General features: G+C 65.3%; 27 protein-coding genes and 1 tRNA gene. 17 read left to right on the top strand and 11 right to left on the bottom strand.

The annotated features are described in order from the left end of the window. The first annotated feature begins 63 nt into the window (after window positions 1-63). The 12 genes from O0880_RS17680 (at window position 64) to O0880_RS17625 (ending at window position 12,313) form a co-directional block, all read left to right on the top strand. On the top strand, window positions 64-1,440 hold the full coding sequence (locus O0880_RS17680) for an ATP-binding protein (protein WP_289887812.1): 1,377 nt from the start codon (window positions 64-66) through the stop codon (window positions 1,438-1,440). Next, complete coding sequence (gene cpaB, locus O0880_RS17675) at window positions 1,437-2,297, top strand: Flp pilus assembly protein CpaB (RefSeq protein ID WP_289887809.1); 861 nt, start codon at window positions 1,437-1,439, stop codon at window positions 2,295-2,297. Before O0880_RS17680 ends, cpaB begins: the two co-directional genes overlap by 4 nt. An 18-nt stretch (window positions 2,298-2,315) precedes the next feature. Next, on the top strand, window positions 2,316-3,761 hold the full coding sequence (locus O0880_RS17670) for a type II and III secretion system protein family protein (RefSeq protein WP_289887808.1): 1,446 nt from the start codon (window positions 2,316-2,318) through the stop codon (window positions 3,759-3,761). A 16-nt stretch (window positions 3,762-3,777) separates the two neighbouring features. After that, on the top strand, window positions 3,778-4,080 hold the full coding sequence (locus O0880_RS17665; protein WP_289887807.1) for a hypothetical protein: 303 nt from the start codon (window positions 3,778-3,780) through the stop codon (window positions 4,078-4,080). Continuing rightward, window positions 4,070-5,500, top strand: coding sequence for a pilus assembly protein TadG-related protein (locus tag O0880_RS17660; protein WP_198043834.1), 1,431 nt, complete (start codon window positions 4,070-4,072; stop codon window positions 5,498-5,500). The genes O0880_RS17665 and O0880_RS17660 overlap by 11 nt, the downstream gene beginning before the upstream one ends. Further along, window positions 5,497-5,979 carry a TadE/TadG family type IV pilus assembly protein gene (locus O0880_RS17655; protein WP_071325771.1) on the top strand — a complete coding sequence of 161 codons (483 nt, stop codon included), beginning with the start codon at window positions 5,497-5,499 and terminating at the stop codon, window positions 5,977-5,979. The genes O0880_RS17660 and O0880_RS17655 overlap by 4 nt, the downstream gene beginning before the upstream one ends. Continuing rightward, window positions 5,969-6,577, top strand: coding sequence for a TadE/TadG family type IV pilus assembly protein (locus O0880_RS17650; RefSeq protein ID WP_289887806.1), 609 nt, complete (start codon window positions 5,969-5,971; stop codon window positions 6,575-6,577). Before O0880_RS17655 ends, O0880_RS17650 begins: the two co-directional genes overlap by 11 nt. 53 nt (window positions 6,578-6,630) lie before the next feature. Continuing rightward, a complete protein-coding gene (locus O0880_RS17645) occupies window positions 6,631-7,809 on the top strand; it encodes an AAA family ATPase (protein WP_071325769.1) in 1,179 nt (392 codons plus the stop codon). 51 nt (window positions 7,810-7,860) lie between these two features. Continuing rightward, entirely contained in the window at window positions 7,861-9,207 is a 1,347-nt protein-coding gene (locus O0880_RS17640) for a CpaF family protein (protein WP_289887804.1), read from the top strand. Between the two features lie 8 nt (window positions 9,208-9,215). Then, window positions 9,216-10,193, top strand: coding sequence for a type II secretion system F family protein (locus tag O0880_RS17635; RefSeq protein WP_289887803.1), 978 nt, complete (start codon window positions 9,216-9,218; stop codon window positions 10,191-10,193). A gap of 105 nt (window positions 10,194-10,298) precedes the next feature. Further along, entirely contained in the window at window positions 10,299-11,237 is a 939-nt protein-coding gene (locus O0880_RS17630) for a type II secretion system F family protein (RefSeq protein WP_289887802.1), read from the top strand. Between the two features lie 11 nt (window positions 11,238-11,248). Further along, window positions 11,249-12,313 carry a LytR C-terminal domain-containing protein gene (locus O0880_RS17625; protein ID WP_289887801.1) on the top strand — a complete coding sequence of 355 codons (1,065 nt, stop codon included), beginning with the start codon at window positions 11,249-11,251 and terminating at the stop codon, window positions 12,311-12,313. A gap of 67 nt (window positions 12,314-12,380) precedes the next feature. On the opposite strand, the gene O0880_RS17620 is transcribed toward O0880_RS17625, so the two are convergent. Further along, the gene (locus O0880_RS17620) at window positions 12,381-13,373 is read right to left on the bottom strand and encodes an EDSAP-1 family PEP-CTERM protein (RefSeq protein WP_289887800.1); all 993 of its coding nucleotides are present in this window, start codon (window positions 13,371-13,373) and stop codon (window positions 12,381-12,383) included. Between the two features lie 212 nt (window positions 13,374-13,585). After that, window positions 13,586-13,960: a hypothetical protein gene (locus tag O0880_RS17615; RefSeq protein ID WP_289887799.1), complete on the bottom strand. Its 375-nt coding sequence runs from the start codon at window positions 13,958-13,960 to the stop codon at window positions 13,586-13,588. Window positions 13,961-14,110: 150 nt separating this feature from the next. Between O0880_RS17615 and O0880_RS17610 the strand changes: the two genes are divergently transcribed. Then, window positions 14,111-14,419 carry a hypothetical protein gene (locus tag O0880_RS17610; protein ID WP_071325762.1) on the top strand — a complete coding sequence of 103 codons (309 nt, stop codon included), beginning with the start codon at window positions 14,111-14,113 and terminating at the stop codon, window positions 14,417-14,419. 63 nt (window positions 14,420-14,482) lie between these two features. On the opposite strand, the gene O0880_RS17605 is transcribed toward O0880_RS17610, so the two are convergent. The 7 genes from O0880_RS17605 to petA all read right to left on the bottom strand — a co-directional run bounded on the left by O0880_RS17605 (window position 14,483) and on the right by petA (window position 19,318). Continuing rightward, entirely contained in the window at window positions 14,483-14,689 is a 207-nt protein-coding gene (locus O0880_RS17605) for a dodecin (protein ID WP_289887798.1), read from the bottom strand. A gap of 232 nt (window positions 14,690-14,921) precedes the next feature. Further along, window positions 14,922-14,997 (bottom strand) — tRNA-Thr (locus O0880_RS17600). A 26-nt stretch (window positions 14,998-15,023) separates the two neighbouring features. Then, a complete protein-coding gene (locus O0880_RS17595) occupies window positions 15,024-15,536 on the bottom strand; it encodes a ClpXP protease specificity-enhancing factor (RefSeq protein ID WP_071325758.1) in 513 nt (170 codons plus the stop codon). Between the two features lie 225 nt (window positions 15,537-15,761). Beyond that, complete coding sequence (locus O0880_RS17590) at window positions 15,762-16,373, bottom strand: glutathione S-transferase N-terminal domain-containing protein (protein ID WP_010394154.1); 612 nt, start codon at window positions 16,371-16,373, stop codon at window positions 15,762-15,764. Between the two features lie 120 nt (window positions 16,374-16,493). Beyond that, window positions 16,494-17,258: a cytochrome c1 gene (locus O0880_RS17585; RefSeq protein ID WP_071325757.1), complete on the bottom strand. Its 765-nt coding sequence runs from the start codon at window positions 17,256-17,258 to the stop codon at window positions 16,494-16,496. 36 nt (window positions 17,259-17,294) lie between these two features. Continuing rightward, a complete protein-coding gene (locus O0880_RS17580) occupies window positions 17,295-18,707 on the bottom strand; it encodes a cytochrome bc complex cytochrome b subunit (RefSeq protein WP_071325756.1) in 1,413 nt (470 codons plus the stop codon). Between the two features lie 2 nt (window positions 18,708-18,709). Then, on the bottom strand, window positions 18,710-19,318 hold the full coding sequence (gene petA / locus O0880_RS17575; RefSeq protein WP_289887793.1) for a ubiquinol-cytochrome c reductase iron-sulfur subunit: 609 nt from the start codon (window positions 19,316-19,318) through the stop codon (window positions 18,710-18,712). 413 nt (window positions 19,319-19,731) lie between these two features. Here petA and mscL point away from each other — a divergent pair, with 413 nt between their 5' ends. From mscL to O0880_RS17555, 4 genes are read left to right on the top strand one after another with little or no spacing between them, the layout of a single operon-like run. Next, entirely contained in the window at window positions 19,732-20,181 is a 450-nt protein-coding gene (mscL, locus tag O0880_RS17570; RefSeq protein WP_071325754.1) for a large conductance mechanosensitive channel protein MscL, read from the top strand. A gap of 42 nt (window positions 20,182-20,223) precedes the next feature. Continuing rightward, entirely contained in the window at window positions 20,224-21,384 is a 1,161-nt protein-coding gene (locus O0880_RS17565) for a Do family serine endopeptidase (protein ID WP_071325753.1), read from the top strand. 21 nt (window positions 21,385-21,405) lie between these two features. Then, the gene (locus O0880_RS17560; protein ID WP_289887790.1) at window positions 21,406-22,098 is read left to right on the top strand and encodes a DUF2461 domain-containing protein; all 693 of its coding nucleotides are present in this window, start codon (window positions 21,406-21,408) and stop codon (window positions 22,096-22,098) included. Window positions 22,099-22,125: 27 nt separating this feature from the next. Beyond that, entirely contained in the window at window positions 22,126-22,470 is a 345-nt protein-coding gene (locus O0880_RS17555; protein ID WP_232250995.1) for a cupin domain-containing protein, read from the top strand. 19 nt (window positions 22,471-22,489) lie between these two features. On the opposite strand, the gene O0880_RS17550 is transcribed toward O0880_RS17555, so the two are convergent. Then, on the bottom strand, window positions 22,490-23,536 hold the full coding sequence (locus O0880_RS17550) for an NAD(P)H-dependent glycerol-3-phosphate dehydrogenase (protein ID WP_289887789.1): 1,047 nt from the start codon (window positions 23,534-23,536) through the stop codon (window positions 22,490-22,492). Window positions 23,537-23,604: 68 nt separating this feature from the next. Beyond that, window positions 23,605-24,066, bottom strand: a complete 462-nt coding sequence (locus O0880_RS17545) for an SH3 domain-containing protein (protein WP_289887788.1) — start codon at window positions 24,064-24,066, stop codon at window positions 23,605-23,607. Window positions 24,067-24,073 lie beyond the last annotated feature (7 nt).

The raw sequence follows: 24,073 nt of genomic DNA, 5'->3' as shown, positions 1-24,073 counted from the left end.
CCAGCCTCCGCTGGCTAGAATGAAATCTGTTCAATGCAGTCTTAACCGGCGTGGAGATGCAGCATGACCGAGGTCGACTATTCCATGAGCACCGAGAGCGCGCCGCGCCCTGCCGACGCGAACCTGATGCCGCCCTTGCCGCCGCAGCCGAAAAGCCTGCGCGAAACGGGACTCGAGCGCCAGCTGGTGGTCGAACTGATAGCCAAGTGCATGTTCGTGGGCGGCAAGACGCACCTGTCCGCGCTGACGACGCGGCTGCGCCTGTCGATCAATGTCTTGCGCGAAGTGCTCGACTTCATGGTCGGTGAACAGTGGGCGGAAGTGGCGTGGCGCGGCGAGTCCGATATCGACGTGCAGTATCAGCTGACGAGTGCCGGCAAGCAGCGCGCCAGCGCCTTTCTCGAACGCTGTGCCTACATCGGCGCCGCGCCCGTCACGCTGGACGCCTACCGCGCCATGGTGGCGCGCCAGTCGTGGCAGGCGCAGGAGTTGCGTGTGGGCAGCGACGACCTGGCGGCCGTGCTGGGCGGCGCCCATGCGGGACCGGGCATGCTCGACGTGGTGGGCGCGGCCCTGCATTCGGGGCGCTCGCTGCTGCTGTACGGGCCGCCCGGCAGCGGCAAGTCGACGCTGGCGCTGCAGCTGGGGCAATTGCTGCATGGCCTGGTGGCCGTGCCGTACGCCATCGTCGTCGGCCAGGACATCCTCCAGGTGTACGACCCGGCGCAGCACCTGCCGCCGGCGGCGCAGCATGTCAGCCATGCGCGCCAGGCGCTGGAGCGGCGCAGCACGGACATCCGCTGGGTGCTGTGCCAGCGGCCCGTGATCCACGTGGGCGCCGAGCTCGACGCCGAGATGCTCGAGCTTGGTTACGACGCCAGCGGCGGCTGCTATCAGGCGCCGCCCCATGTGCGCGCCAACAATGGCATGCTGATCGTCGACGACCTGGGGCGCCAGCGCCTGGCCGCAGCGGACCTGCTGACGCGGCTGATGCAGCCGCTGGCGCGCGGCGTCGATCAGCTGGGCTTGCCTGGCGGCGTGAAGATCAGCGTGCCCTTCGACAATGCCCTCGTGCTGGTCACCAACTTGCCGCCGGGCGAGCTGTTGGATGCCGCCTTGCTGCGCCGCATCGGCTACAAGGTGCAGGTGGGGCCGCTGGCCGACGGCGCCTATCGCGCCCTGTTCCGCCAGCAATGCCGGGTGGCGGGCATCGCGTTTGACGAGCTGGTGCTGCAGCACCTGATGCAGCAGCTGCATGGCGCGCAGGGGCGGCCGCTGCTGGCCAGCTACCCCTGCGAATTGCTGGCGCGCATAGCCGACTTCGCCGGCTTTGCCGGCAGCGAAGCGCAGTTGACGGTGGCGGCGCTGGAGCAAGCCTGGGGCAGCCTGTTTGCCAGCTGCGACATGCCGGCCGCCAGCCTGTGCGAGCGCATCGCATGAAAAACCGGCGCGCCCTGCTGATGATGGGCCTGGCGATCGTGCTGGGCTTGCTGGCGGTGCTGCTGGCCTCGCACTGGCTGCTGCGCCAGACGCCGGCCGGCAAGGGCAAGATCGTCGTCGCCGCCAGCGACGTCAACCTGGGCCAGCGTTTGTCGCCCGAGATGCTGCGTCTGGCCGAATGGCCGGCGGAAAGCTTGCCGCAAGGGGCGCTGCAAGACCCCTTGAAGCTGGCCGGGCGCGTGCTGAAAAGCAGCGTGCTGCGCGGCGAGCCGCTGAGCGAAGCCAAGCTGGCGCCCGTGGGCACCCTGGGCGGCCTGTCGGCCCTGATCACGGAAGGGCGGCGCGCCATCACCGTGCGCGTCAACGACGTTATCGGCGTGGCCGGCTTCGCCCTGCCGGGCAACTATGTCGACATCATCGTCAGTACGCAGCAGGATGCGGGCGACCGCGCGTTTCCGCAGAGCCGCAATATCTCCAAGATCGTGCTCGAACGCATCCTCGTGCTGGCCGTGGCGCAGGAAGTGGGGCGCGACGAGACCAAGCCGCGCGTGGTCAATGCCGTGACCCTGGAAGTGACGCCGGAACAGGCGGAAAACCTGGACCTGGCGCGCAGCGTGGGCAGCCTGTCGCTGGTGCTGCGCAACCAGGTCGACCCGCAGCCGGGCGTGACGGCGGGCGCCACCAAGCTGACTCTGCTGGGCGGCGCGCCGGAAGCGGCTGCCGCGCCGGCGCCCGCCGCCGTGCCCGTGGCCGCCGTGGCGCCGCGCCCGGTGCGCGTGGCGAAGGCGCGGCCGGAGCCGGCGCGCCAGTGCAGCGGCGTCATCGACGGTACGCGCCAGTCGCGCGAATGTTTTTAGCCAACCATGGACACGCTCATGAACCGCGCCTTGCTCCTCTTTTGCTGCCTGCTGCCGCCGCTCGCCGGCGCGGCGGCCGAGCCTGGTCCCCGCTGCGGCGGCGAGGCGGCGTCGCCCGGCAACTTGCAGCTGCAGGTGGGCAAGTCGAGCATGCTGCGCCTGCCGGAAGCCGTGCTTGCCCGCAGCGTCGGCAACCCGGCCGTCGTGCAAGCCATGCTGGTGGCGCCCGACACCTTGTATGTGGTGGGCGTCGACGTCGGCAGCACCAATATGATCATCCAGGGCAAGAGCGGCGTGTGCAGCGTCGTCAACGTCAGCGTCAGCATGGATCCGGCCGGCCTGCAGGCGACCCTGGCCGCGCTGATGTCGGACGAAAAGTCCATCCGCGTCACGGCCGTGGCCGATAGCCTGGTGCTGTCTGGCACGGTGCAGGATGCGGGCGCCGTGCTGCGCGCCGTGGAACTGGCGCACGCCTATGTGCGGCGCACTACCGCGCCGCTGGCGCTGCCCAAGCCGGCCGACGGCGCCGCCATGCCGCCGCCGGCCGTGGCCGCCGGCGGCGGCGCCACGCCGAACAGCCGCATCATCAACATGCTCGACGTCAGCGCGCCGCAGCAGGTGATGCTGGCCGTGCAGATCGCCGAAGTGTCGAAGTCCCTGCTCGAGCGCCTGGAAGTGGGCGCCACCCTGCGCTTCGCCTCGGGCAGCTGGGCGACCACCTTGCTGTCGAATTTCCTCAGCGGCACGGCCAACGGCTTGCTCGACGTGCGCAAGTCGAACGGCCAGCAGCTGACGATCGAGGCGCAGAAGCAGGATGGCCTGGTGCGCATCCTGGCCGAGCCGACGGTGATGGCGATCAGCGGCCAGGAGGGCAGTTTCCTGGCGGGCGGCAAGATCTTCATTCCCGTCGGCCAGGACAACAACAAGATCACGCTGGAAGAGCGCGAATACGGCGTCGGCCTGCGCTTCACGCCCACCGTGCTGTCGGGCGGGCGCATCAATCTAAAGGTGGCGCCGGAAGTGTCGGAACTGTCGCGCGAAGGCGTGGGCATTTCCGCCGCCGGCGTCAGCGGACGCTCGATCCTGCCCGTCATCACGACGCGGCGCGCCTCGACCACGGTGCAGCTGTTCGATGGCCAGAGCTACGCCATCGGCGGCCTCATCAAGAACAACCAGGTGAGCAATATCACGGGCGTGCCGTGGCTCAGCGAGCTGCCCATCCTCGGCGCGCTGTTTCGCAGCACGGACTTCCAGCATGACCGCACGGAACTGCTGTTCGTCATTACCGCGCACCTGGTGAAACCCTTGCCGGCGGACGCCGTCCTGCCGACGGCGCAGCTGGCGCCGCCGTCACGCGCGACCCTGATGTTGGGCGGCAAGATGGAAGGCCCCGTGCCGCCGCCATCGCCTGCATCGCCCGCCGTGCCGCCGCCGCGCGCGGCCCATGGTTTCGAGTTGAAATGAGACGGGGAGATATGCCATGCCGAACTCGCTCCTGACGTGCTCGCGGCGCCTGGCGGTGCCGGCCCTGGCGCTGCTGCTGGCCGCCTGCGCGCACAGCAGCACGCCGCTGCTGGACCAGCGCTTTGGCGACGCCGTGCGCCTGTCCATGGCGCAACAGGTGCGTCATCCGGCCGCCGCCGCCAATCGCCGGCCGGCCGACGGGCTCGACGGTCCCAGCGCGCATGCCGTCATGCAGCGCTACCGCGCCTCGTTTGCCGAGCCGAATGGCCAGGCGCCGCAGCCGGTGCAGTTCATGCTGGGAGGCGGCAGTGGCAAATAGACGCCGACGCCAGCGCGGGGCGATGCTGATCGCCTTTTCCATCCTGCTCATCGTGGTGCTGGGCTTTATCGGCCTGGCGCTCGACGTGGGGCAAGTCATCGGCCGCAAGACGGAACTGCAGAACCTGGCTGACAATGCGGCGCTGGCGGCGGCCGCCGAACTGGAAGGCACGCCCGCCGGCCTGGCCAATGCCGTGACGAAAGCCAAGGCCAGCGCGGCCGAGAAGAATATGTACCGCCGCCGCATGCAGGGCGTGGTCCTGTCGGACGCCAGCATCCGCTTCGCCAGCGCGGTCGATGCGCCGGACGGCGAGTGGCATGCGGCCGGCGCCGTGCCGGACCCCGGCGCGGCCCTGTTCGTGCGCATCGATACGCAGGCCAACGTGCCGCCGCTGGGTCACGTGGCGACGGCCTTCCTGGGCGCCTGGTCGCCGGCCCTGCGCACGCTGGACACGGGCGCGCGCGCCGTGGCGGGCCGCACCAGCCTGCGCGTGGCGCCGCTGGCCATCTGCGCGCTGTCGGCCAGCGCGGCGGCCAACCGCACGAACGTGGCGCTGCAGCCGCTGGTGGAAGTGCTCGAGTTCGGCTTCCGCCGTGGCGTCGCATATAACTTGTTCAAGCTCAACCCGCACGGCCCGGCGGCCGAACACTTCGTGCTCAATCCGCTTGGCCAGCCGGGGCTGGTGGGCCCGTCGGCGCAGGTGAGCGAGGCCGCCGTGCAGCCATTCGTTTGCACGGGCAGCGTGCTGTACCCGCGCATCGGCAGCGCGCGCATGCATGTGCACCGGCCATTTCCCGCTGCGCTGTGGCCGGCCTTCAATGCGCGCTTCAACCAGTACGCGGGCGGTGGCTGCCACCCCGTCACGGCGCCGCCCGACACGAATATCCGCGCCTATCCGAACACGGCCGCGAACTGGTGGATGACGAATGCGCCCGACGCGCCCAGCGCCCTCAGCGGCGGTAACCCGCTGCTGTCCGTGGCCGATCCCGAAACCAGCGTGCCGCTGCCGACGGCGGCCAGCTACGGGCCGCTGTGGTCGTTCGGCAGGGCGTGGGGTTACAACGCCGAGCGGCCGGCCGATGGCCATTTCGCGCTGGCCACCAGCAACTGGGCGGCGCTGTATCCGGCCGCGTCGGCCGCGCCGGCCGCCAAGTCCTCGTATCCGGCCGATAAATCGCCATACCTGACGCCGGCCTTCCAGACGGCGCCGACGGTGAACACGGGCGTGGCGCTGCGGCGCTTGCTGCATATCGCCCTGCTGGCCTGCCCCGTGCCGGCCGGCAGCGACGTGCTGGCCCAGGTGCGCGGCATCGGCCGCTTCTACATGACGGCGCCGGCCAGCAATGGCATGCTGAGCGCCGAATTCGCCGGCCTGGCGCCCGAAGGCACGCTGGCCGGTCCCGTGGAGTTGCTGCGATGAGGCCGCCGTACCGCACGGCGCGCCGCCAGCGTGGCGTGGCGGCCATCGAACTGGCGCTGATCCTGCTGTTTTTCATGGGGCTGCTGCCCTTCATGCTGCTGTTCGGCCGCGCGCTGCTGACCTACACGGCCCTGCAAAAAAGCGTGCACGACGCGGCGCGCTACATGGCCACCATGCCGCTGCCGCAGATGGCCAAGAACGGCTCGGCGGCCCAGGGCGCCGCGTTTGCGCGGCAGATGGTGGTCGAGGCGATGGCGGAAAGCTGGCCCGAGATGGAATCGACGCGAGTCAGCGTCGATTGCGTGTATTTCGAGGAGCTTTCCAGTTGCGGCAACCATGCGACGGCGCCGCAGCAGGTGCGCCTGAATGTCACCGTGGACATGCCCATGGTGTTCCTGCCTGAGCTGACGCGCAAGTGGCTGCCGCAGTTGGGGCCGATACCGCTGCGCGCCAATGTGACGATGCGCTATGTTAATTGACCGCCTGCGCCGCCTGCCGCGCCAGCACGGCGTTTTCGTCGTCGAGTTCGCCATGCTGGCGCTGCTGTTCTTCCTGTTCCTGTTTGCGCTGCTGGAAATGGCGCGCGCCGTGTATTTGTGGAACATGGTGCACGAGGTCACGCGGCGCGCCGCGCGCGGCGCCGCCGTCACCGATTTCAGCAATGCCGGCGCGCTGCAGGCCGTGCGCGCGCAAGCCGTGCTGCGCGCCACGCCGGGCGCGCTGCCGCTGGGCGGCGCCATCAGCGACGCCTATGTGCGCATCGATTACCTGTCGGAGTCGGGCGGCGGCGCGGCGCTGGCGGCGCTGCCGGTGAGCGCGATGCCCGGCTGTCCGCAGCGCAACCGCATCAATTGCCTGGACGATCCGCATGGCGCCAGCTGCATCCGTTTCGTGCGCGCGCGCCTGTGCGTGCCGGCCCAGGGCGCGCGCTGCGAGGGCGTGCCGTACCGGCCCATGTTGCCGCTGCTGGGGATGATGTTTCCCACCGGCGCGCAGGCCGTGCGCCTGCCCACGGGCAGCACCATGGCGGTGGCCGAATCGCTCGGTTATCCGGGCAATCCGAATTTTTGTCCTTGAGCGCCGCCAGGCGGGCGCAGCCGATCGTGTTGCACTGAAATGAAGGATGTGTGATGAAAGCCTTGATGATTACCCGCGACGCCAGCTTGCACGATGAAATCGCGGCGCAGGGCGCGGCCCGCATGCCCGTGCTGCGCCTGCTGGAACGGCGCAGCGGCCTGCGCGACGCCGTCGAGCGCATGCTGCCCGAGCCGCCCGAGCTGGTGATCGTCGACGCCAGCGCCATCGAGACCGACGAGGCGGACTTGCTGGAGCGCCTGGCGCGCCAGTATCCGCTGGCCGTGCTGATGCTGCTCACGCGCGGCCAGCAGCAGGATGTGCTGATCCGCGCCATGCGCGCCGGCATGCGCGAAGTGCTGCAGCTGCCGCTCGTGCACAAGGCCTTCCATGAAGCGATGGACCGCGTCGATATCCAGGCCGGCGTGACGCAGATGCGCGACGGCAAGGTACTCGCCTTCATTTCCTGCAAGGGCGGCAGCGGCGCCACCTTCCTGTCGACGAATTTTTCCTACGCGCTGGCGACGATGGCCGGCTGCAAGGTGCTGCTGATCGACCTGCACGGCCAGTTCGGCGACGCCACCCTGTATGTGTCGGACCAGAAGCCGGCCATGACCCTGTCCGACATCTGCGCGCAGATCGCGCGCATGGATGGCGCCTTTCTCGCCTCGTGCCTGGTGCACGTGACGCCGAACTTCGGCGTGCTGGCCGCGGCCGACGACCCGGCGCACAAGGTCGACATGCAGCCCGACCACATGGACCGCATCCTCGCCGTGGCGCGCCAGCACTACGACTACATCGTGCTCGACGTGGGACGCCAGATCGACGCGCTGTCGCTGCGCGCGCTCGACAATGCAGACGCCATCTACCCGGTGCTGCAGCTGGCCTTGCCCGATATCCGCGACGGACGCCGCCTGCTCGACATCTTCCGTTCGCTCGGCTACCCGGGCGAGCGTCTGCGCCTGATCGTCAACCGCTACGAGAAGGGCGGCCGCCTGCGCCTGGCGGACCTGGAGCAGGCGCTGGGCGCGGAAGTGGTGCACACGGTGCCCAACGATTACATCGCGGCCACCGATTCCGTCAACCAGGGCATCCCGCTGCTGCAGCTGTCGCGCACCAGCGCCGTGGCGCGCAGCCTGGCCGAGCTGGTGGAACTGGTGACGGCGCGCCGCGTGACGGAAAGCCGCGGCCTGTTCGACCGCCTGTTCAGCCGTGGCGAGCGCAGCGAAATTTGACGCAGCACACAGCAGCAAAGGCTCCCGCCGGGAGCCATCATGGGAGCCGAGATGACTTTACGCGAACGCCTGGCGGCGAATGAACAGACACGGCCGGTCAGCAATGGACAGGGGGCACTGGCGCTGCATGCGTACCAGGAGCTGAAGAAGACCATGCACCAGACGATACTCGACCGTATCGACCTGGAGCGCCTGAAGCGCCTGACGGCCGAGCAGTTCAAGCACGAGCTGGCGCTGCTGGTGCAGCGCGTCATCGAGGAAGAGCGCATCGTCCTCAACCAGCACGAGCGGCATAGCCTGGTGCTCGACATCCAGCACGAGATGCTCGGCTTTGGTCCGCTGGAACCGCTGCTGGCCGATGCCAGCGTCTCCGATATCCTCGTCAACACCTGCGACAAGGTGTATGTCGAGCGGGGCGGGCGCCTGCAGCTGACGGACGTGACCTTCCACGACAATGCGCACCTGATGAAGATCATCGAAAAGATCGTCTCGCGCGTGGGCCGGCGCGTCGACGAATCGAGCCCGATGGTCGACGCGCGCCTGCCCGACGGTTCGCGCGTGAACGCCATCATCCCGCCGCTGGCCGTCGATGGTCCCATCCTGTCGATCCGGCGCTTCGCCGTGCAGCCGCTGACGATCGCCAACCTGCTCGACTACAAAAGCCTGACGCCGCCCATGGTGCAGGTGCTGCAGGCGCTGGGCCAGGCCAAGGTGAATATCCTGATCTCGGGCGGCACGGGCAGCGGCAAGACGACGCTGCTCAACGTGCTGTCCGGCTTCATACCCGGCAGCGAGCGCATCGTCACCATCGAGGATGCGGCCGAACTGGCGCTGCGCCAGCCGCACGTGGTGCGCCTGGAAACGCGGCCGCCGAATATCGAGGGCAAGGGCGAAGTGAGCCAGCGCGCGCTGGTGCGCAATGCGCTGCGCATGCGGCCCGACCGTATCATCCTCGGCGAGGTGCGCGGCGCCGAGGCGCTCGACATGCTGCAGGCGATGAACACGGGCCACGAAGGCTCGCTGGCGACGATCCACTCGAACACGGCGCGCGACGCGCTGGCGCGGCTGGAAAACATGGTCGGCATGGCCAGCGTGAACCTGACGCCGCGCGCCACGCGCCAGCAGATCTGTTCGGCCGTGACGGTGGTGATGCAGGTGTCGCGCCTGACGGATGGTGCGCGCAAGCTGGTCAGCCTGCAGGAAGTGACGGGCATGGAAGGCGACATCATCGCCATGCACGAAATCTTCCGCTTCGAGCAGACGGGCGTCGATGCCGGCGGCAAGGTGCTCGGCCACTTCTGCGCCACCGGCGTGCGGCCCCGCTTCACGGAGCGCCTGCGCATGTTCGGCGCGCCCGTGCCGGACACGGTGTTCGATCCGGACCGCATCTACGAATAGGAGGCAGCATGGACCTGGTGTTCTACGGCTTTGCCGTGCTGCTGTTCGCCGCCTGCATCCTGATGGTGGAGGGGGCCTGGCTGTGGTGGTCGGGCACGCACGGCAGCGCGGCGCGGCGCATCAACCGGCGCCTGCGCCTGATGGCGGCGCGCGGCGAGGCGGGCGGCGAACGGGTGTCCATCCTCAAGCAGCGCCGCTATGCGCGCGCGCCGGGCCTGGACCGGCTGCTGCGGCGCGCGCCGCAGGCGGCGCAGCTGGACCGGCTGCTGCTGCAATCGGGCCTGTCCTGGTCGGTGGCGCAATTTCTCGGCGGCACGGGTGCCGTGCTGCTGGCGGCCTTGCTGCTGCTGGCCGCCTGGCCCATGCCGTTGCCGGGCGCCTTGCTGTTGCTGGGCGTGGCCGGCGGCGGACCGGTCATGGTCGTGCTGCGCGCGCGCGCGGCGCGGCTGCAAAAGATCGAGGCGCAGTTGCCGGAGGCGGCCGATTTCCTCGCCCGCGCGCTGCGCGCCGGCCACTCGTTTTCCAATGTGCTGCAAATGGTGGGCGACGAGTTGAACGAGCCGATCAGCGGCGAATTCAAGATGGCGCACGAGGAGATCAATTACGGCGTGCCGATGAACGAGGCGTTGCAAAACCTGGCCGCGCGCATCCCGCTGACGGACTTGCGCTACCTCGTCATCGCCGTGCTGGTGCAGCGCGAATCGGGGGGGAATCTGGCCGAAGTGCTGGTCAGCATCGCCCGCATCATCCGCGCCCGCCTAAAGTTGCTGGGCCAGGTGCGCGTGCTGTCGGCCGAGGGCCGCATGTCGGCCTGGGTGCTGGGGCTGATGCCGGTGGTGATGATCGGCGTCATGGCGCTGGTCAACCCGCAGTACATCAGCCTGCTGTGGACCGACCCCAGCGGCATCAAATTGCTGTGGTATGCGGCCGGCATGGTGGCGCTGGGCGTGGTCTGGATGCGCAAGGTCATCCGCATCCGCATTTAAGCGATCGCCTGAAAAACGTCCGTGACGTTGTGCCGTCGCCTCGTCGTACGACGGTACTTGCCTGGTCCCGAACGTTTTGTCAGTCGATCAATCGGAGGAAATGCCATGACTGGCCCGCAACTGCTGTTCCTGTTGATCGTCTTTGCCGTGGTGGTGGCGCTGGCCCTGCTGGCGTGGCTGATCTTTTTTCCCGGTGCCTTGCGCCAGCGCCTGTCCGGCACCATGGCGCCGGCCGCCAGCGATGCCGTGCCGGAGAGCGGCTGGGTGGAGCGCGTGGCGCGCGTGGCGCAGCCGTTCAGCAAGCTGTCGCTGCCGGAGGAAGGCTGGGAGCGCTCGCCGCTGCGCACGCGTTTCATGAATGCGGGCTGGCGGCAAGCCAGTGCGCCGGCCCTGTACTTTGCGGCGAAAACCGTGCTGGCCCTGCTGTTTCCCACCGTGCTGGGGCTGTATGCGGCCAGCGCCATGGCGGCGCAGTTGCGCAGCGTGCTGCTGTTGTTGCTGTGCGTCAGTGCCACGGCCGGTTATTACCTGCCGAACCTGGTGCTGTCGGGCACGGCGAAGCGGCGCCAGCGCGATATCTTCGAAAACATTCCCGACGCGCTCGACTTGCTGACCGTGTGCGTGGAAGCGGGCCTGAGCCTGGAACGGGCGCTGGTGAAGGTGTCGGGCGAGATCCACATCAAGAGCGTGGTGCTGGCGCAGGAATTGCAGCTGGTGCTGATGGAAATGCGCACCGGATTCAGCAAGGAAAAAGCGTTGCGCAACCTGGCCCTGCGCAGCGGCGTGGAAGACGTCGACACGCTGGTCGCCATGCTGATCCAGTCCGAACGCTTCGGCACCAGCATGGGCGACTCCTTGCGCGTGCATTCGGAAAACCTGCGCAGCAAGCGCAGCCTGCTGGCCGAGGAGGCAGCGGCCAAGATCGCCCTGAAATTGCTGTTCCCCCTGATTTTTTGCGTTTTTCCCACCCTCATGCTGGTCCTCATGGGGCCGGCCGTGATCGAAGTCTATCGCGTGCTCGTGCCGGCCATGGCCAGCCGTTGAAAGGAGATACCATGCGTTCGACGATTTCCCGCCTGGCCGCCGCCTGCGCCTGCCTGGGCCTGGGCGCCTGCGCCAGCCACACGGCGCACGCGCCGCCGCCGTTGTCGCCGCTGCCTGACGCCGACAGCGCCTATGCGGCGGGGCGCCAGTCCTTCGACCGGGGCGACCTGCCCGCCGCGCAGGCGGCGTATGAGCAAGCGCTGCGCAGTGCGCCGCGCCATGTGCATGCGCGCAACGCGCTGGCCGTGCTGTACGCGCAGCGCGGCGAGCATGACGCCGCCATCGCCCATTGGCTGGCCCTGACGCAGGAGGCGGGCACACCGCGCCCGCAGCAGGCCTATCTGTTCAGCAATCTCGGCCATGCCTATGCCTTGAGCGGCCGCGATGCGCTGGCCTTGCCTGCGCTGGAGCAGGCCTGCCTGCTCGATCCGTTCAATGCGCTGGCCTGGCAGCACCTGGCGCAAGTACTGGAACGCCTGGGGCAGCACGAGCGCGCCGCCGTGATGCGGCGCCAGGCGAACAGCTTGCAAGAGCACGACCCGCGCCGCGATGCGGCCCTGTTGCGCGGCGCGGCGGAACCCGTTGCGCTCGCGCCGGTAGCGGCGGCACCGGCCATGGCGCGCGTGGAAATCACGCAACGCGACGGCATGGCCCTGTTGCGGCGCGTGCCGGCGATGGAGCGCGGCGTCCCCATTGCTGTCGCTGCGCCGGCAACGGCGGCGCTGGCCGGCGCGCCGCGTCCGCGCCTGGAAATCCTCAATGGCAATGGCGTGCAGGGCATGGCCGCCGCGCTGGCGCGCAGCCTGGCCGGTGGACCCGTGCAGGTGGTGCGCCTGGGAAATGACAGCTCGTTCCAGGTGGCGCGCACGCGCGTCGAATACCGGCCCGCGCAGGAACAGGCGGCGCGCCAGCTGGCCCGCCAACTGGGGCTGCCGGTGCAGACCCTGCCCGCCGACTGTCCCGCCAGCGAACTGCGCCTGATACTCGGGCGCGACTTCGGCGACCCCGCCACCTTGCACCGTTACTATCTGCAGCAGCTGCAACTGGCGCGCCAGGCGCTGGCGCGGCTGGGCTGAAGCGCATCCGCCCACGCAAAAACACGCGGCGCCCTGGCGGGCGCCGCGTGTTTTTGCTTGCTGCTAATTATTTGGGTTGCCGCCGCCGTGTGAAGGCCAGGGCCGCCAGGCCCGTGCCTAGCAACAGCAGGGTGGCCGGTGCCGGCACCACGACGATCACGGGATCGATCACGACGATATCGGTGCGCGTGGACTTGGAAAAATTCAAGGTGTAGCTGCCGGCCGCCAGCGCGAAGTTCGACGTCAGAGAAAATTGCGCCAGGCCATTCGTGAAGGCGCGCCCTGTGGACGGATCGTTGGTGCCGGCCGTCATGTTCAGGCTGAACGGATCCAGGCTGCCCGCGCCGTGGTTGCCGTTGATGTCGCTGCCATTGTTGGCGTCGCCATCGGGCGCGAACTGGAAGATCACGCCGTCGGCATTGGCATGCGACAGGCAGCCGACGGGGCTGGCGCTGTTGCACGAGATATTGAAGATATCCATGATCGACACATTGGACTTGTCACCCATCGTCGTCACGCTGGTGCGCAGGTCGCGCCGTCCCATGAAGCTGAAGGTGATGAAGCCGGCGCTCGACAGGGTCAGGTTGACGGAGCCGGTCAGCGTGTCGCCGGCCGTGGCCGAGGCGGCGCCCACCGTGTTGCGCTGCGCCTCCGAAACGGCCAGCACGGTGGAGCCAGTGCCATTGAGCATGTTGCCGAAGGCGTGGGCATCGCCGCGCGCAAACTCCAGCGCCGTGGTGGGGGCGTAGTGGTTCTGCGGCAGGCCCGTGCAGCCACTGCCGGAACACACTTGCGGCACGTCGGCATTGGCGGCCGGGCCCGTGTTGACGGCGCGCGGATTGACGGCCACGCCGCCCTGGAAAAAGGCGCTGTCGCTGGCGTTGCGGTTGGCGCCGGCCAGCGACAGCGCGCCGGCGCTGGTGGTGATGCGGAAATTGCTCAATTCATTGACGGCCAGGCCGTACGCCCCGGCATGCGCCTGGCCGCTGGCCAGCAGGCTTGCCGCCGCCAGTGCGCCCAGCCAGCCCAGGGTCTTGCTTCGTGTGTGATCGACGTTCATCGCAGCCTCTTATCGTGGTCAGTCTCGGAAAATCCGGGGGATAAAGAATCCAGGACGACTTGCCTGGATTCATCTCGTAGACGGAGATAAGCAGCTTGCGTGCCACACAAGAAAATCCTGTCGAATCAAACGCTTGCGTAAAGCGGGCTGAACTGGTGGAAGCAAAGTGTAAGAATGGCCGACGCCGCTTGCCGGCCGGTTGCTACCGTGCCTCAGGTGCCGCGGTGGTAGCCGAGATGCCCCCCGGAATTGCGCGCGCAGCCGCAGCCGATGCGCGCCACTTCCTCGCCTGCCGTCAGTTTCCAGTTGGTAATCGTCGTATGCTGCCAGTCGATGTCGCTTTTCTTGACAGGTTTTACCGTCAGGGTACGCGTTTGCGCATCCGCGTATTCCATCAGCTCTTCGTCGTCGGCGATATCGAAATGGCGGTGGATCAGGGAAATGCCGAAACGCTCGAGCGCGCCGTAGCGTTGCAGCACGTCGCGCAGCTCGCGAAAGCAGGCCACGTCCTCGGGCAGCAAGGGATTGACGGTGGAAATATCGGCGACGGGCTGCCACTGCATGGCGTGGATGTTCAGGCTATCCATGATTGTCTCCTGTGCCCCGTGATGAATGGCCCAGGCCGCCGGAGGGGCGCCGGCACGCCTGGCGAAATGCCCATCGTGGCCGTAAGGCTGCTGCGGCGCTTGCGCCAGATCAAAGGTGCGGCAGTCGCCCCTCGCCCGGTAAAATAGGCCATGGCAAACAAAACTCCCACCTTCCCCGGCGCGCGCACGGGCCGCGGCCAGGTCCTGGCCGTGCTGCTGTCGAACCGAGACCAGTCCGGCGCCGAACCGCTGCAAGGCCGCGTCTCGCTGGCCGCCATCGTCAAGGCGTTAAAGCGCAAATACCACTGGCCGATCGAGACGCACAGCTTCCCCGCCAATACGCAGGACGGCCGCGCCAGCTGGGCAACCGTCTACAGCTTGCCGGACAAGGTCATCGAGACCGCGCTGGACCACGGCGGCCGGGAGTGGCTGGAGAGCAGGTCAGTCGCCAGGCGCTAGTGAGAGGGCAAGGTTGGGCCAGGCGCGCAGCGGGCACGCCGCTGCCGCCCATGCCACATGGCTTTATTCGAGGCGGAAGCCGACCTTCAGCGTGACCTGGAAGTGCGCGACCTTGCCATTGACGATATGCCCGCGCGAGTCGGTCACTTCATACCAGTCCATGTGCTTGACCGTGAGCGCCGCCTTGGCAATGGCATCGCGGATCGCCTGATCGCTGCTCTCGGTCGATGTGCCAACCAGTTCGATCAGCTTGTAAGTGTGTGCGGACATGATGTTTCCCCAGGTAGGAAAGCCGGACATCAAAAGGTTCTTCTTTGCTAACAAGCACCCATCTTGCGCCTAATCGCAGCCGCAGTCATTACGCAGTGCAGCAATGCGTCGCGCAAGCGGCTTGTCTGGATGGAGATGCGTTTGCATGGTGCCGGGCGTGTCTGGCAGGCGGGAGAAAAGAAAAAAGGGCTACCAGCCGAAGCGGGTAACCCTTTGATTTCCTACTGAATTCTGGTGCCGACTGCCGGTTTCGAACTGGCCACCTGATGATTACAAATCAACTGCTCTACCAAATGAGCTAAGTCGGCAAAAACTGCGCGTTGCGAATTATACGCTATTTAATGCGCGTCAGGGTCGGGCGGCCGCCTTTTTTTGGTGGCTCGTCGTCGCCGGGCGTGGCGTTGTCGCGTTGTTCGGGGGAGCTGGTCGGCACGGACGACAGGGTCGGGGCGCTGGCGGCCGGGGCGAGCACTGGCGGCGGGACGTCGGCGGAGGCGGGGCTGTCGGTCGGTTGCGCGTCCGGGTCGTCGTTGCCCAGCACGGGCTCGAAGGCCATGCCCTGGCCGTTTTCGTTGGCGTAGATGGCCATCACGTTGTCGACCGGCACGTAGATTTCGCGCGAGATACCGCCAAAGCGGGCGTGGAAGCGGATGGCGTCGTTGTCCATCTTCAGGCCGCTGGTGGCGCCGAAGCTGATGTTGAGGACGATTTCGCCCTTTTTCACGTATTCCATCGGTACCGTGGTGCGCGAATCGACTTTGACCGCGAGATAAGGCGTGTAGCCGCTGTCGGTGCACCACTCGTAGATGGCGCGCAGCATATAAGGTTTGGTTGAGATTTCAGACATGGTAGGCACTATGAGGCGGGAGCGCCCCCGTCAAGCATGAGGCGGGCGCACCGGTAATTCAAAAGACTGGGCAGCGCAAAAAACAACTTTAACACATGGCCCAAGATGCCCCAGAAAGCGTAGTGAGCAAGCCCGATATCGGCTTCAGCAACGCAGCCGTACTTGAGTACGGCGAGTAACGCCAAGTCGAGAGCGGGCTGCGCAGTAGCTTGATGGGGATATCTTTTAGCGGCGCATCACCTTCTCCGAAGGAGTGAGTGCTTCGATATACGCAGGACGCGAGAAGATGCGTTCGGCGTATTTCATCAGCGGTGCAGCCGTCTTCGACAGTTCGATGCCGTAGTGGTCCAGGCGCCACAGCAGCGGCGCGACAGCCACGTCGAGCATCGAGAATTCGTCGCCCAGCATGTACTTGTTTTTCAGGAACAGCGGCGCCAGCGTCGTCAGGCGGTCGCGGATTTCCGCGCGTGCCTTGTCGTGGGCCTTGTCGTTGCTCTTGGCGCGTTCGCTTTCCAGCACGTGCACATGCACGAACAGTTCTTTTTCAAAGTTGAACAGCATCAGGCGCGCGCGGGCACGCATCAGCGGATCGGCCGGCATCAGTTGCGGATGCGGGAAGCGCTCATCGATGTACTCGTTGATGATGTTCGATTCATACAAGATCAGTTCGCGTTCGACCAGGATAGGCACCTGACCGTACGGGTTCATGGTCGAAATGTCTTCCGGTTTGTTGAACAGGTCGACGTCGCGCACTTCGAAGTCCATGCCTTTTTCAAACAGGACCAGGCGGCAGCGTTGCGAAAATGGGCAGGTTGTACCCGAATAGAGAACCATCATTTTTTATAGTTCCTTAGAAACAAAGGGGGTGAAGCCGCGAACGGCTCACCCCAGGTCGCTTGTCCACTCGTGCGGACAACGCAGAAACAGGCACCAACCGGCCTTCGGCCGGCGCCTCACTTATTTGACTTCTTTCCAGAACGACGCGTTAAGGCGCCATGCCAGCAGAGCAAAAACCGACAGGAACAGCAGCACCCACACGCCCAGGCGTTTGCGTGTCTGCTGTGCCGGTTCGGCCATCCACTCCATGTAGCCGACCAGGTCGGCTACCGCAGTGTCATACTCGATCTTGTTCAACGTGCCTGGCTTGACTTGCTCGAAGCCGACAAATTTGTGGATTTTCTTGCCCGCTTCGTGCGGGTCATTCTCTTCCACGAACTTGGCAGTCTGGATACCTTGCAATTCCCATAACACATGCGGCATAGCAACATTCGGCACGACCATATTGTTCCAGCCGGTCGGACGAGTGTCGTCTTTATAGAACGTACGCAGGTAAGTATACAGGTAGTCGCCGCCTGTGCCAGCGGAAGATGATTTCGCGCGCGAAATTACCGACAAATCGGGCGGTACGACGCCAAAGAACGCCTTGGCGTCCTGCGGCGCCAGGGAAGTCGTCATCAGGTCGCCGACTTTATCGCTGGTGAACAACAGGTTCTGCTTGATCTGGTCTTCCGTCAAGCCCAGGTCGCGCAGGCGGTTGTAGCGCATCGACACGGCAGAGTGGCAATTGAGGCAATAATTGACGAACAATTTGGCGCCATGTTGCAGCGCTGCCATGTTGGTCTGGCGGTCGGGCGCCTTGTCCAGCGGGAAGCCGCCTTCGCTGGCGAGGGCCATGGCGGGCACGAGTGCCAGGATGGCGAGCAGTTTTTTTGCAATCTTCATATGATGTATGTCCTTTGAGCGTGGCGTGGGAGCGGCTTAGTGCGGGTGAAACGTCACACGCGACGGCACGGTCTTGAACTTGCCCATTGCACTCCACCATGGCATCAGCAGGAAAAAGCTGAAGTAAATCAGGGTGCACACTTGCGAGACGATGGTTTTCGCATCCGTTGGCGCCTGGGTACCGAGGTAGCCCAGGGTCAGGAACGACAGGCCGAAGATGGCATAGATGTATTTATGCCAGGTCGGACGGTAGCGGATCGATTTCACGGGCGAATGGTCGAGCCATGGCAGGAAGGCCAGGATCACGACGGAACCGCCAAAGAACACCACGCCCCAGAATTTCGCATCGAGCACCTGCGGCAGCATGCCGACGATGGCGACGAGCGCGATCGCGGCGATGATGGCCTTGACCGTCGTCGACAGGCGCGACTTGAGCCAGATGAACACCACGTAGGCGGCCACGGCAGCCATCAGCACGTACATGAAGTCGGCCGTGGTGGCGCGCAGCACCGAGTAGAACGGCGTGAAGTACCAGGTTGGCGCGATGTGCAGCGGGGTCTTCAGCGAGTCGCCTGGCAGGAAATTGTTGTATTCCAGGAAATAACCGCCCATTTCCGGCGCAAAGAAGACGACGGCGCTGAAAATGACGAGGAAGATCGACACGCCGAACAGGTCGTGCACGGTGTAGTACGGGTGCGATGGAATCGAGTCGAGCGGGTGGCCGTCGGCGCCCAGGTTTTCCTTCACTTCGATGCCGTCCGGATTGCTCGAGCCGACTTCATGCAGGGCGATCAAGTGCGCTGCCACCAGGCCCAGCAGGACCAGCGGGATGGCGATCACGTGGAAGGCGAAGAAGCGGTTCAGGGTCGCGTCGGACACCACATAGTCGCCGCGTATCCACAGCGACAGGTCAGGGCCGATGAAGGGGATGGCGCCGAACAGGTTGACGATCACCTGGGCACCCCAGTACGACATCTGGCCCCATGGCAGCAGGTAGCCGAAGAACGCTTCGGCCATCAGGCACAGGAAGATGGCGAAACCGAACAGCCAGATCAGTTCACGTGGCTTGCGGTAGGAGCCGTACAGCAGGCCGCGCGTCATGTGCAGGTAGACGATGATGAAGAAGGCCGAGGCGCCCGTCGAGTGCATGTAGCGCACCAGCCAGCCCCACGGCACTTCGCGCATGATGTATTCGACGGAATTGAAGGCCAGCGCCGCATCGGGCTTGTAGTGCATGGTCAGGAAGATGCCGGTGACGATCTGCAGCACCAGCACCAGCATGGCCAGCGAGCCGAAGATGTACCAGAAATTGAAGTTTTTCGGGGCGTAGTACTTGCCCCATTGGTCATTCCACAGCTTGGTCAGGGGAAAGCGGTCATCCACCCAGCCCAGGGCTTTTTCAGCGGCGGGTGCATCGGCGGGAAATTTCGTTTCTTTGAAAGCAGCCATGATCAAGCCTCGCCTTTCTCGTCTTTACCTATCAGCAGTTTGGTGTCGCTCAGGTACATATGGCGCGGTACTTGCAGGTTGTCCGGCGCAGGCTTGTTCTTGAACACGCGGCCCGCCATGTCGAAGGTGGAGCCATGGCAAGGGCACAGGAAGCCGCCTTCCCAGTCATCGGGCAGGGACGGTTGCGGGCCGGGGGTAAATTTCGAGGAAGGGGAGCAGCCGAGGTGGGTGCAGATGCCGACGGCGATGAGGATTTCAGGCTTGATGGAGCGCCATTCGTTCATGCAGTATTCAGGCGTGAATTCGGCGGGGTTGCGTTTGGAATCGGCATCGGCGACCTTGCCGTCCGTTTTCTTGAGCGAAGCGACCATTTCCGGCGTGCGCTTGATGATCCAGACCGGCTTGCCGCGCCATTCGACGGTGCGCATTTCGCCGGGTTGCAAGGTGGTGATGTCTACTTCGACCGGCGCGCCAGCCGCTTTCGCGCGCTCCGACGGCTGGAAGGTGCTTACCAAGGCTCCCGCGGTTGCCAATCCAACTACACTGCCCGCCGCGCACGTGGCGACGAGCAAGCCGCGACGGCCTGAATCGACCTGCTTTTCGTTACTCATGCAAACCCCAATCAGTCAAAATGCGAATCTTTATTATGAGTGGCAGCCGCGAAAAACCCGTCGCCGAAGCTCTTTCCCACTGTTTGCCGCAACCCGCATCTTTGTACGGTAAAGTGGCAACATCCCTGCGGAACTTCGGCCAATGGCGCAGCCCGTGCCAGTTTCTTGTTGATTATCCGGAAGCAAAAAAGGTGCTTCTGGCAACCGCAAATTATAAGTGAAGCAAACAACGAATAAAACAAAAACGTTGCTTGTACCATAATTTATATACTTTTGCAGGAGGTGGCTAGTTCTTTCGAACTAGATGCGCAAGGCTGTGCCGGAATTGGTCTCGCCGGCAACCAGAAGTTGGTGGCACTGGGAATCAATAGTATGATCGGCATGTTTTTTATACATATCCGAAGGAGAAATTCATGGCAATGATGCAAGAATTTAAAGAATTTGCAATGAAGGGCAACGTCGTCGATCTGGCGGTCGGTGTCATTATCGGTGGCGCCTTCGGCAAGATCGTCGATTCCTTGGTGCAAGACGTCATCATGCCGCCCATCGGGCGCATTTTCGGCGGCCTCGATTTCGCCAACTATTATCTGCCGCTGAATGGCCAGGCCACCACCCTGACCCTGGTGGAAGCGAAAAAGGCGGGCGCCGTGCTGGCCTACGGTAACTTCCTCACCATTCTGCTCAATTTCGTCATCCTCGCCTTCATCATCTTCCAGATGGTGCGCCTGATGAACAAGGCCCGTCGCGCCCAGCCGGAAGCGCCGGCGGCCGCGCCTGCCACGCCGGAAGACATCGTCCTGCTGCGTGAAATCCGCGACTCCCTGCAGAAGAACGGACAGAAGAGCAACGATCTGGCAAAATAAGCCGGACCGGCACCGGGCCGGCTGACCTGGACAGAGAGCCCTATGCGACGATTTTGGTTATTGTTTGCGCAAACCGTGACCATCGCGTTGGCGCTGTACTTTGTGTATGGCGCGCTGCGCCCGGCCAGCCGGGTACAGCAGCTGGGCTCGCCGGCGAAACCGGTGCCCGTGGTGGAAACGGCGTCGAGCAGTCTGGCGCCCGGTTCCTACCGCGACGCGGCGGCGCGCGCCATGCCCGCCGTCGTCAACATCCTCACCCTGCAAGTACCCAAGCGCGGCGCCCATCCGCTGGCGCGCGACCCCTTCTTCAAACGTTTCTTCGGCGAGCGCGATCCTGGCGCCGACGATGACGACACCCTGCAAAACAGCCTCGGCTCCGGCGTCATCGTCAGCCATGAAGGTTATATCCTCACCAACAACCACGTGGTCGAAGGCGCCGACGAAATCGAAGTCGTGCTCACCGATGGCCGCAAGGCGCCCGCCAAGGTGGTGGGCCTGGACCCGGAAACGGACCTGGCCGTCATCAAGATCGACCTCGACAAGCTGCCCGTGATCGTGCTGGGCCAGTCGGAACTGGCGCGTGTGGGCGACGTCGTGCTGGCCATCGGCAACCCGTTCGGCGTGGGCCAGACGGTGACCATGGGCATCATCTCCGCGCTGGGACGCAACAATCTGCACATCAACAGTTTCGAAAACTTCATACAGACGGACGCGGCTATCAATTTCGGCAACTCGGGCGGCGCCCTCGTCGATACGCGCGGCAACTTGATCGGCATCAATACGGCCATCTATTCGCAAAGCGGCGGCTCCGTCGGCATCGGTTTCGCCATTCCCGTCTCGACGGCGAAAACCGTGATGGAAGCCATCATCAAGGACGGCCACGTGGTGCGCGGCTGGATCGGCGTGGAAACGCAGGACATCACGCCCGAGCTGGCGCAAAGCTTCGGCTTGCAGCGCTCGAGCGGCGCCATCATTGCCGGCGTCGTGCGCAATGGCCCGGCCGACAAGGCCGGCATCGTGCCCGGCGACATCCTGCTGGCCGTCGATGGCAAGCCCGTCGGCGATACGACGGAAATGCTGAACCTGATCGCCCAACTGGCGCCCGGCGGAAAAGCTAAAATGACGGTGCTGCGCAAGAATCGCGAAGCGGCGCTCGACGTGGTGGTGGGCAAGCGCCCCATCCCGAAAGAGCTTTCCAAATAGTTGCTGATCGGAAGCTGACACATGCATGTGCGTGACTTGACCCAATTTTTACGTGAACTGAGCGATAACAACAACCGGCCCTGGTTTGTCATGAACAAGCCCCGCTACGACATCCTGCGCGAGGAATTCCTCGCCCTGGTGACGTCGCTGATCGGCGAGCTCGGCAAGTTTGACCCGGCCGTGAAATACTGCAATCCGAAGAAGGCCTTGTTCCGCATCAACCGCGACGTGCGCTTTGCGCACGACAAGAGCCCCTATAAAACGCGTTTTTCGGCCGCCATCGCGCCGAACGACATGCGCCGCCCCAGCAAGGCGGGCGGTCCCACGTATTATCTGCAGATCGATGGCCAGGGCAACTTGCTGTTCGGCGCCGGCGAATACATGCCGCCCCCCGCTCGCCTGAAGGCCCTGCGCGAACACATGGTCAACGACGCGCCAGGTTTTTCCAAAGTGCTGAAAAATAAGCGCCTGAAGGCCCGTTACGGCACCATCCAGAACGAGGGCAAGCTGCAGCGTCCACCGAAGGGCTTCGAGGCGGATGCCGAGCATATCGAATTCATCAAGCTGAAGAGCTTTTTTGTCTGGACCGAAATACCGCTGCCCGTCAACGCGCCCGAGAAACTGCTGCCGACCCTGGCGGAGGGCTTGAAGGATGCGTGGCCGCTGGTCGAGTGGATGCGCGGCGCGAAGGAGCCGGAGGAAGAGGCGGCTTGAACCGGTAGTCTAGCTAAGCGGGAGAAGATGATGGCATTAGTACATGCAGCATCGGGCCAGGTGATCGACGTGCAGGGGGCGGATGGCGAGAATCTGTCGCAGTTTTCCGCCATTGCGCTGGCCAAGACGGACGAACTGGAATTGATTCGCATGTGCATGCCCAAAGGCAAGACCATGCCCGAGCATCATGTACTGGGAGAAATCACCCTGCTGTGCTTGCAAGGCGAGGTGGCGGTGGAAGCGCATGGCGGCGTGCACGTGCTGGGACCGGGGCAGATGCTGTACCTGCACGGCGGCCAGGCGCATGCGCTGGCCGCGCGCGAGGACAGCTTGCTGCTGCTGACCATACTCATGCACAAGGCGGGCCGCTAAGCCCGGCCTCGTCATTCTTTCAGGTGGCTTCGTCGCGCGGATCGCGCGCCAGCAGTTGCTGCACCATCACGTGCGGCAAATCGCCATCGAACAGCACGCCGGCCACCGCATTGGTGATCGGCATCTCGACACCCATGCTGCGCGCCAGCTCGCGCACGGCCTTGGCGCAGGGCACGCCTTCGGCCACATGGCCGAGTTCGGCCACGATGGTGGCCAGCGCCTTGCCTTGCGCCAGGCCCAGGCCGACGCGGCGGTTGCGCGACAGGTCGCCCGTGCAGGTCAGAATCAAATCGCCCATGCCCGTCAAGCCCATGAAGGTTTCCGTCTGGCCACCGAGGGCCGTGCCCAGGCGCGTGATTTCCGCCAGGCCGCGCGTGATCAGGGCGGCGCGCGCATTCAGGCCCAGGCCCAGGCCGTCGGCCACGCCGGTGGCGATCGCCAGCACGTTCTTGACGGCACCGCCCACTTCCACGCCCACCAGGTCATCGCTCGCATACACGCGGAAATTTCCACCATGCAATGCCGACACGACGCAGGCGCGCAAACTGGCGCTGTGCGAGGCGATGGTCAGCGCGCACGGCAGGCCGCGCGCCACTTCCTGCGCGAACGAGGGGCCGGACAGGGCGCCGGCGGGGATCGCGTCCCCCAGCACCTGCTGCACGATCTGGTGCGGCAGCATGCCCGTGCCGCCTTCAAACCCTTTGCACAGCCACACCAGGTTGGGGATGGCCTTGTCTTTCAACTGATGCAGCAGGGGGCGCAGGCCCGCCACGGGACAGGCGGCGATCAGCAGGCCATGTTCGCCGCTGGCATGCGCGACGGCGGCGTCGAAATCGGCGCCGATGCGCAGTTGCGGCGGCAGGGCGAAGCCGGGCAAATAACTGTTTTCGCCGCTGGCGGCCATGGCGGCCATGGCCTCGCCATTGCGGCCCCACAGCAGCACGTCGTGGCGGCCTGCCAGGGCCATGGCCACGGCCGTGCCCCAGGCGCCGGCGCCCAGCACGGTAATGCGGCGCGCGTCGGCCTTGGCGGCGGTATCGGGAGTGTTTTCAGGGGAAACTTGCATGCAACCTCAGTCTGGCAGGGGGAGCGGCACGGCACGGCTGGCCGGTGCCCGGATGAATCTGGCGGTGCTTACAGGCCCCACACTTCGCTGGTCTTGACGTAGCCGCTCTGGCCGTCCTTGTGGCGCACCTTGACCCAGCCGGAGCTTGCCTGTTCGCTCATTTCCAGCAGCACGCCCTTGTCGACGAGGATCAGGGGCGAGGCGTTGTCGTCGGGGCTGACGCGCACCTTGAGGTTGGCGGCGCGCGCCACGACGTTGCGCTTGGCCGACAGGCCTTTCGCTTCCGTCCAGGCCATTTCGCCGCTGGCGTCGCGCACCTTGACCCATTCGCCGTAGCTGAGCACCACTTCCAGCGGCATGCCGCGTGGCGCCACGTACAGCTTGCCGCCCTTGGCGGATGGTGCGTCATACAGGATGACGGGGGCCGCGCCCACCGTCTTGAAATCGACGGCGTGGCTGGCGGCAGTGGCCAGCATCAGTACGGCGCCGGCGATCCAGCGGAACTTGCTCAAGAGCGCACTTTTCAACATGATATTT

Origin of the sequence: Janthinobacterium sp. SUN118 (assembly GCF_030397695.1) — a bacterium.
Taxonomy (GTDB): Bacteria; Pseudomonadota; Gammaproteobacteria; order Burkholderiales; family Burkholderiaceae_D; genus Janthinobacterium.
The sequence above is the reverse complement of the archived record's forward strand: the minus strand, read 5'-3'. Positions and strand labels throughout refer to the sequence as shown.

Coding starts and splice junctions, on each gene's coding strand:
- O0880_RS17680 (WP_289887812.1), top strand. CDS start 64: ATGACCGAGGTCGACTATTCCATGAGCACCGAGAGCGCGCCGCGCCCT.
- cpaB (WP_289887809.1), top strand. CDS start 1,437: ATGAAAAACCGGCGCGCCCTGCTGATGATGGGCCTGGCGATCGTGCTG.
- O0880_RS17670 (WP_289887808.1), top strand. CDS start 2,316: ATGAACCGCGCCTTGCTCCTCTTTTGCTGCCTGCTGCCGCCGCTCGCC.
- O0880_RS17665 (WP_289887807.1), top strand. CDS start 3,778: ATGCCGAACTCGCTCCTGACGTGCTCGCGGCGCCTGGCGGTGCCGGCC.
- O0880_RS17655 (WP_071325771.1), top strand. CDS start 5,497: ATGAGGCCGCCGTACCGCACGGCGCGCCGCCAGCGTGGCGTGGCGGCC.
- O0880_RS17650 (WP_289887806.1), top strand. CDS start 5,969: ATGTTAATTGACCGCCTGCGCCGCCTGCCGCGCCAGCACGGCGTTTTC.
- O0880_RS17645 (WP_071325769.1), top strand. CDS start 6,631: ATGAAAGCCTTGATGATTACCCGCGACGCCAGCTTGCACGATGAAATC.
- O0880_RS17640 (WP_289887804.1), top strand. CDS start 7,861: ATGACTTTACGCGAACGCCTGGCGGCGAATGAACAGACACGGCCGGTC.
- O0880_RS17635 (WP_289887803.1), top strand. CDS start 9,216: ATGGACCTGGTGTTCTACGGCTTTGCCGTGCTGCTGTTCGCCGCCTGC.
- O0880_RS17630 (WP_289887802.1), top strand. CDS start 10,299: ATGACTGGCCCGCAACTGCTGTTCCTGTTGATCGTCTTTGCCGTGGTG.
- O0880_RS17625 (WP_289887801.1), top strand. CDS start 11,249: ATGCGTTCGACGATTTCCCGCCTGGCCGCCGCCTGCGCCTGCCTGGGC.
- O0880_RS17620 (WP_289887800.1), bottom strand. CDS start 13,373: ATGAACGTCGATCACACACGAAGCAAGACCCTGGGCTGGCTGGGCGCA.
- O0880_RS17615 (WP_289887799.1), bottom strand. CDS start 13,960: ATGGATAGCCTGAACATCCACGCCATGCAGTGGCAGCCCGTCGCCGAT.
- O0880_RS17610 (WP_071325762.1), top strand. CDS start 14,111: ATGGCAAACAAAACTCCCACCTTCCCCGGCGCGCGCACGGGCCGCGGC.
- O0880_RS17605 (WP_289887798.1), bottom strand. CDS start 14,689: ATGTCCGCACACACTTACAAGCTGATCGAACTGGTTGGCACATCGACC.
- O0880_RS17595 (WP_071325758.1), bottom strand. CDS start 15,536: ATGTCTGAAATCTCAACCAAACCTTATATGCTGCGCGCCATCTACGAG.
- O0880_RS17590 (WP_010394154.1), bottom strand. CDS start 16,373: ATGATGGTTCTCTATTCGGGTACAACCTGCCCATTTTCGCAACGCTGC.
- O0880_RS17585 (WP_071325757.1), bottom strand. CDS start 17,258: ATGAAGATTGCAAAAAAACTGCTCGCCATCCTGGCACTCGTGCCCGCC.
- O0880_RS17580 (WP_071325756.1), bottom strand. CDS start 18,707: ATGGCTGCTTTCAAAGAAACGAAATTTCCCGCCGATGCACCCGCCGCT.
- petA (WP_289887793.1), bottom strand. CDS start 19,318: ATGAGTAACGAAAAGCAGGTCGATTCAGGCCGTCGCGGCTTGCTCGTC.
- mscL (WP_071325754.1), top strand. CDS start 19,732: ATGGCAATGATGCAAGAATTTAAAGAATTTGCAATGAAGGGCAACGTC.
- O0880_RS17565 (WP_071325753.1), top strand. CDS start 20,224: ATGCGACGATTTTGGTTATTGTTTGCGCAAACCGTGACCATCGCGTTG.
- O0880_RS17560 (WP_289887790.1), top strand. CDS start 21,406: ATGCATGTGCGTGACTTGACCCAATTTTTACGTGAACTGAGCGATAAC.
- O0880_RS17555 (WP_232250995.1), top strand. CDS start 22,126: ATGATGGCATTAGTACATGCAGCATCGGGCCAGGTGATCGACGTGCAG.
- O0880_RS17550 (WP_289887789.1), bottom strand. CDS start 23,536: ATGCAAGTTTCCCCTGAAAACACTCCCGATACCGCCGCCAAGGCCGAC.
- O0880_RS17545 (WP_289887788.1), bottom strand. CDS start 24,066: ATGTTGAAAAGTGCGCTCTTGAGCAAGTTCCGCTGGATCGCCGGCGCC.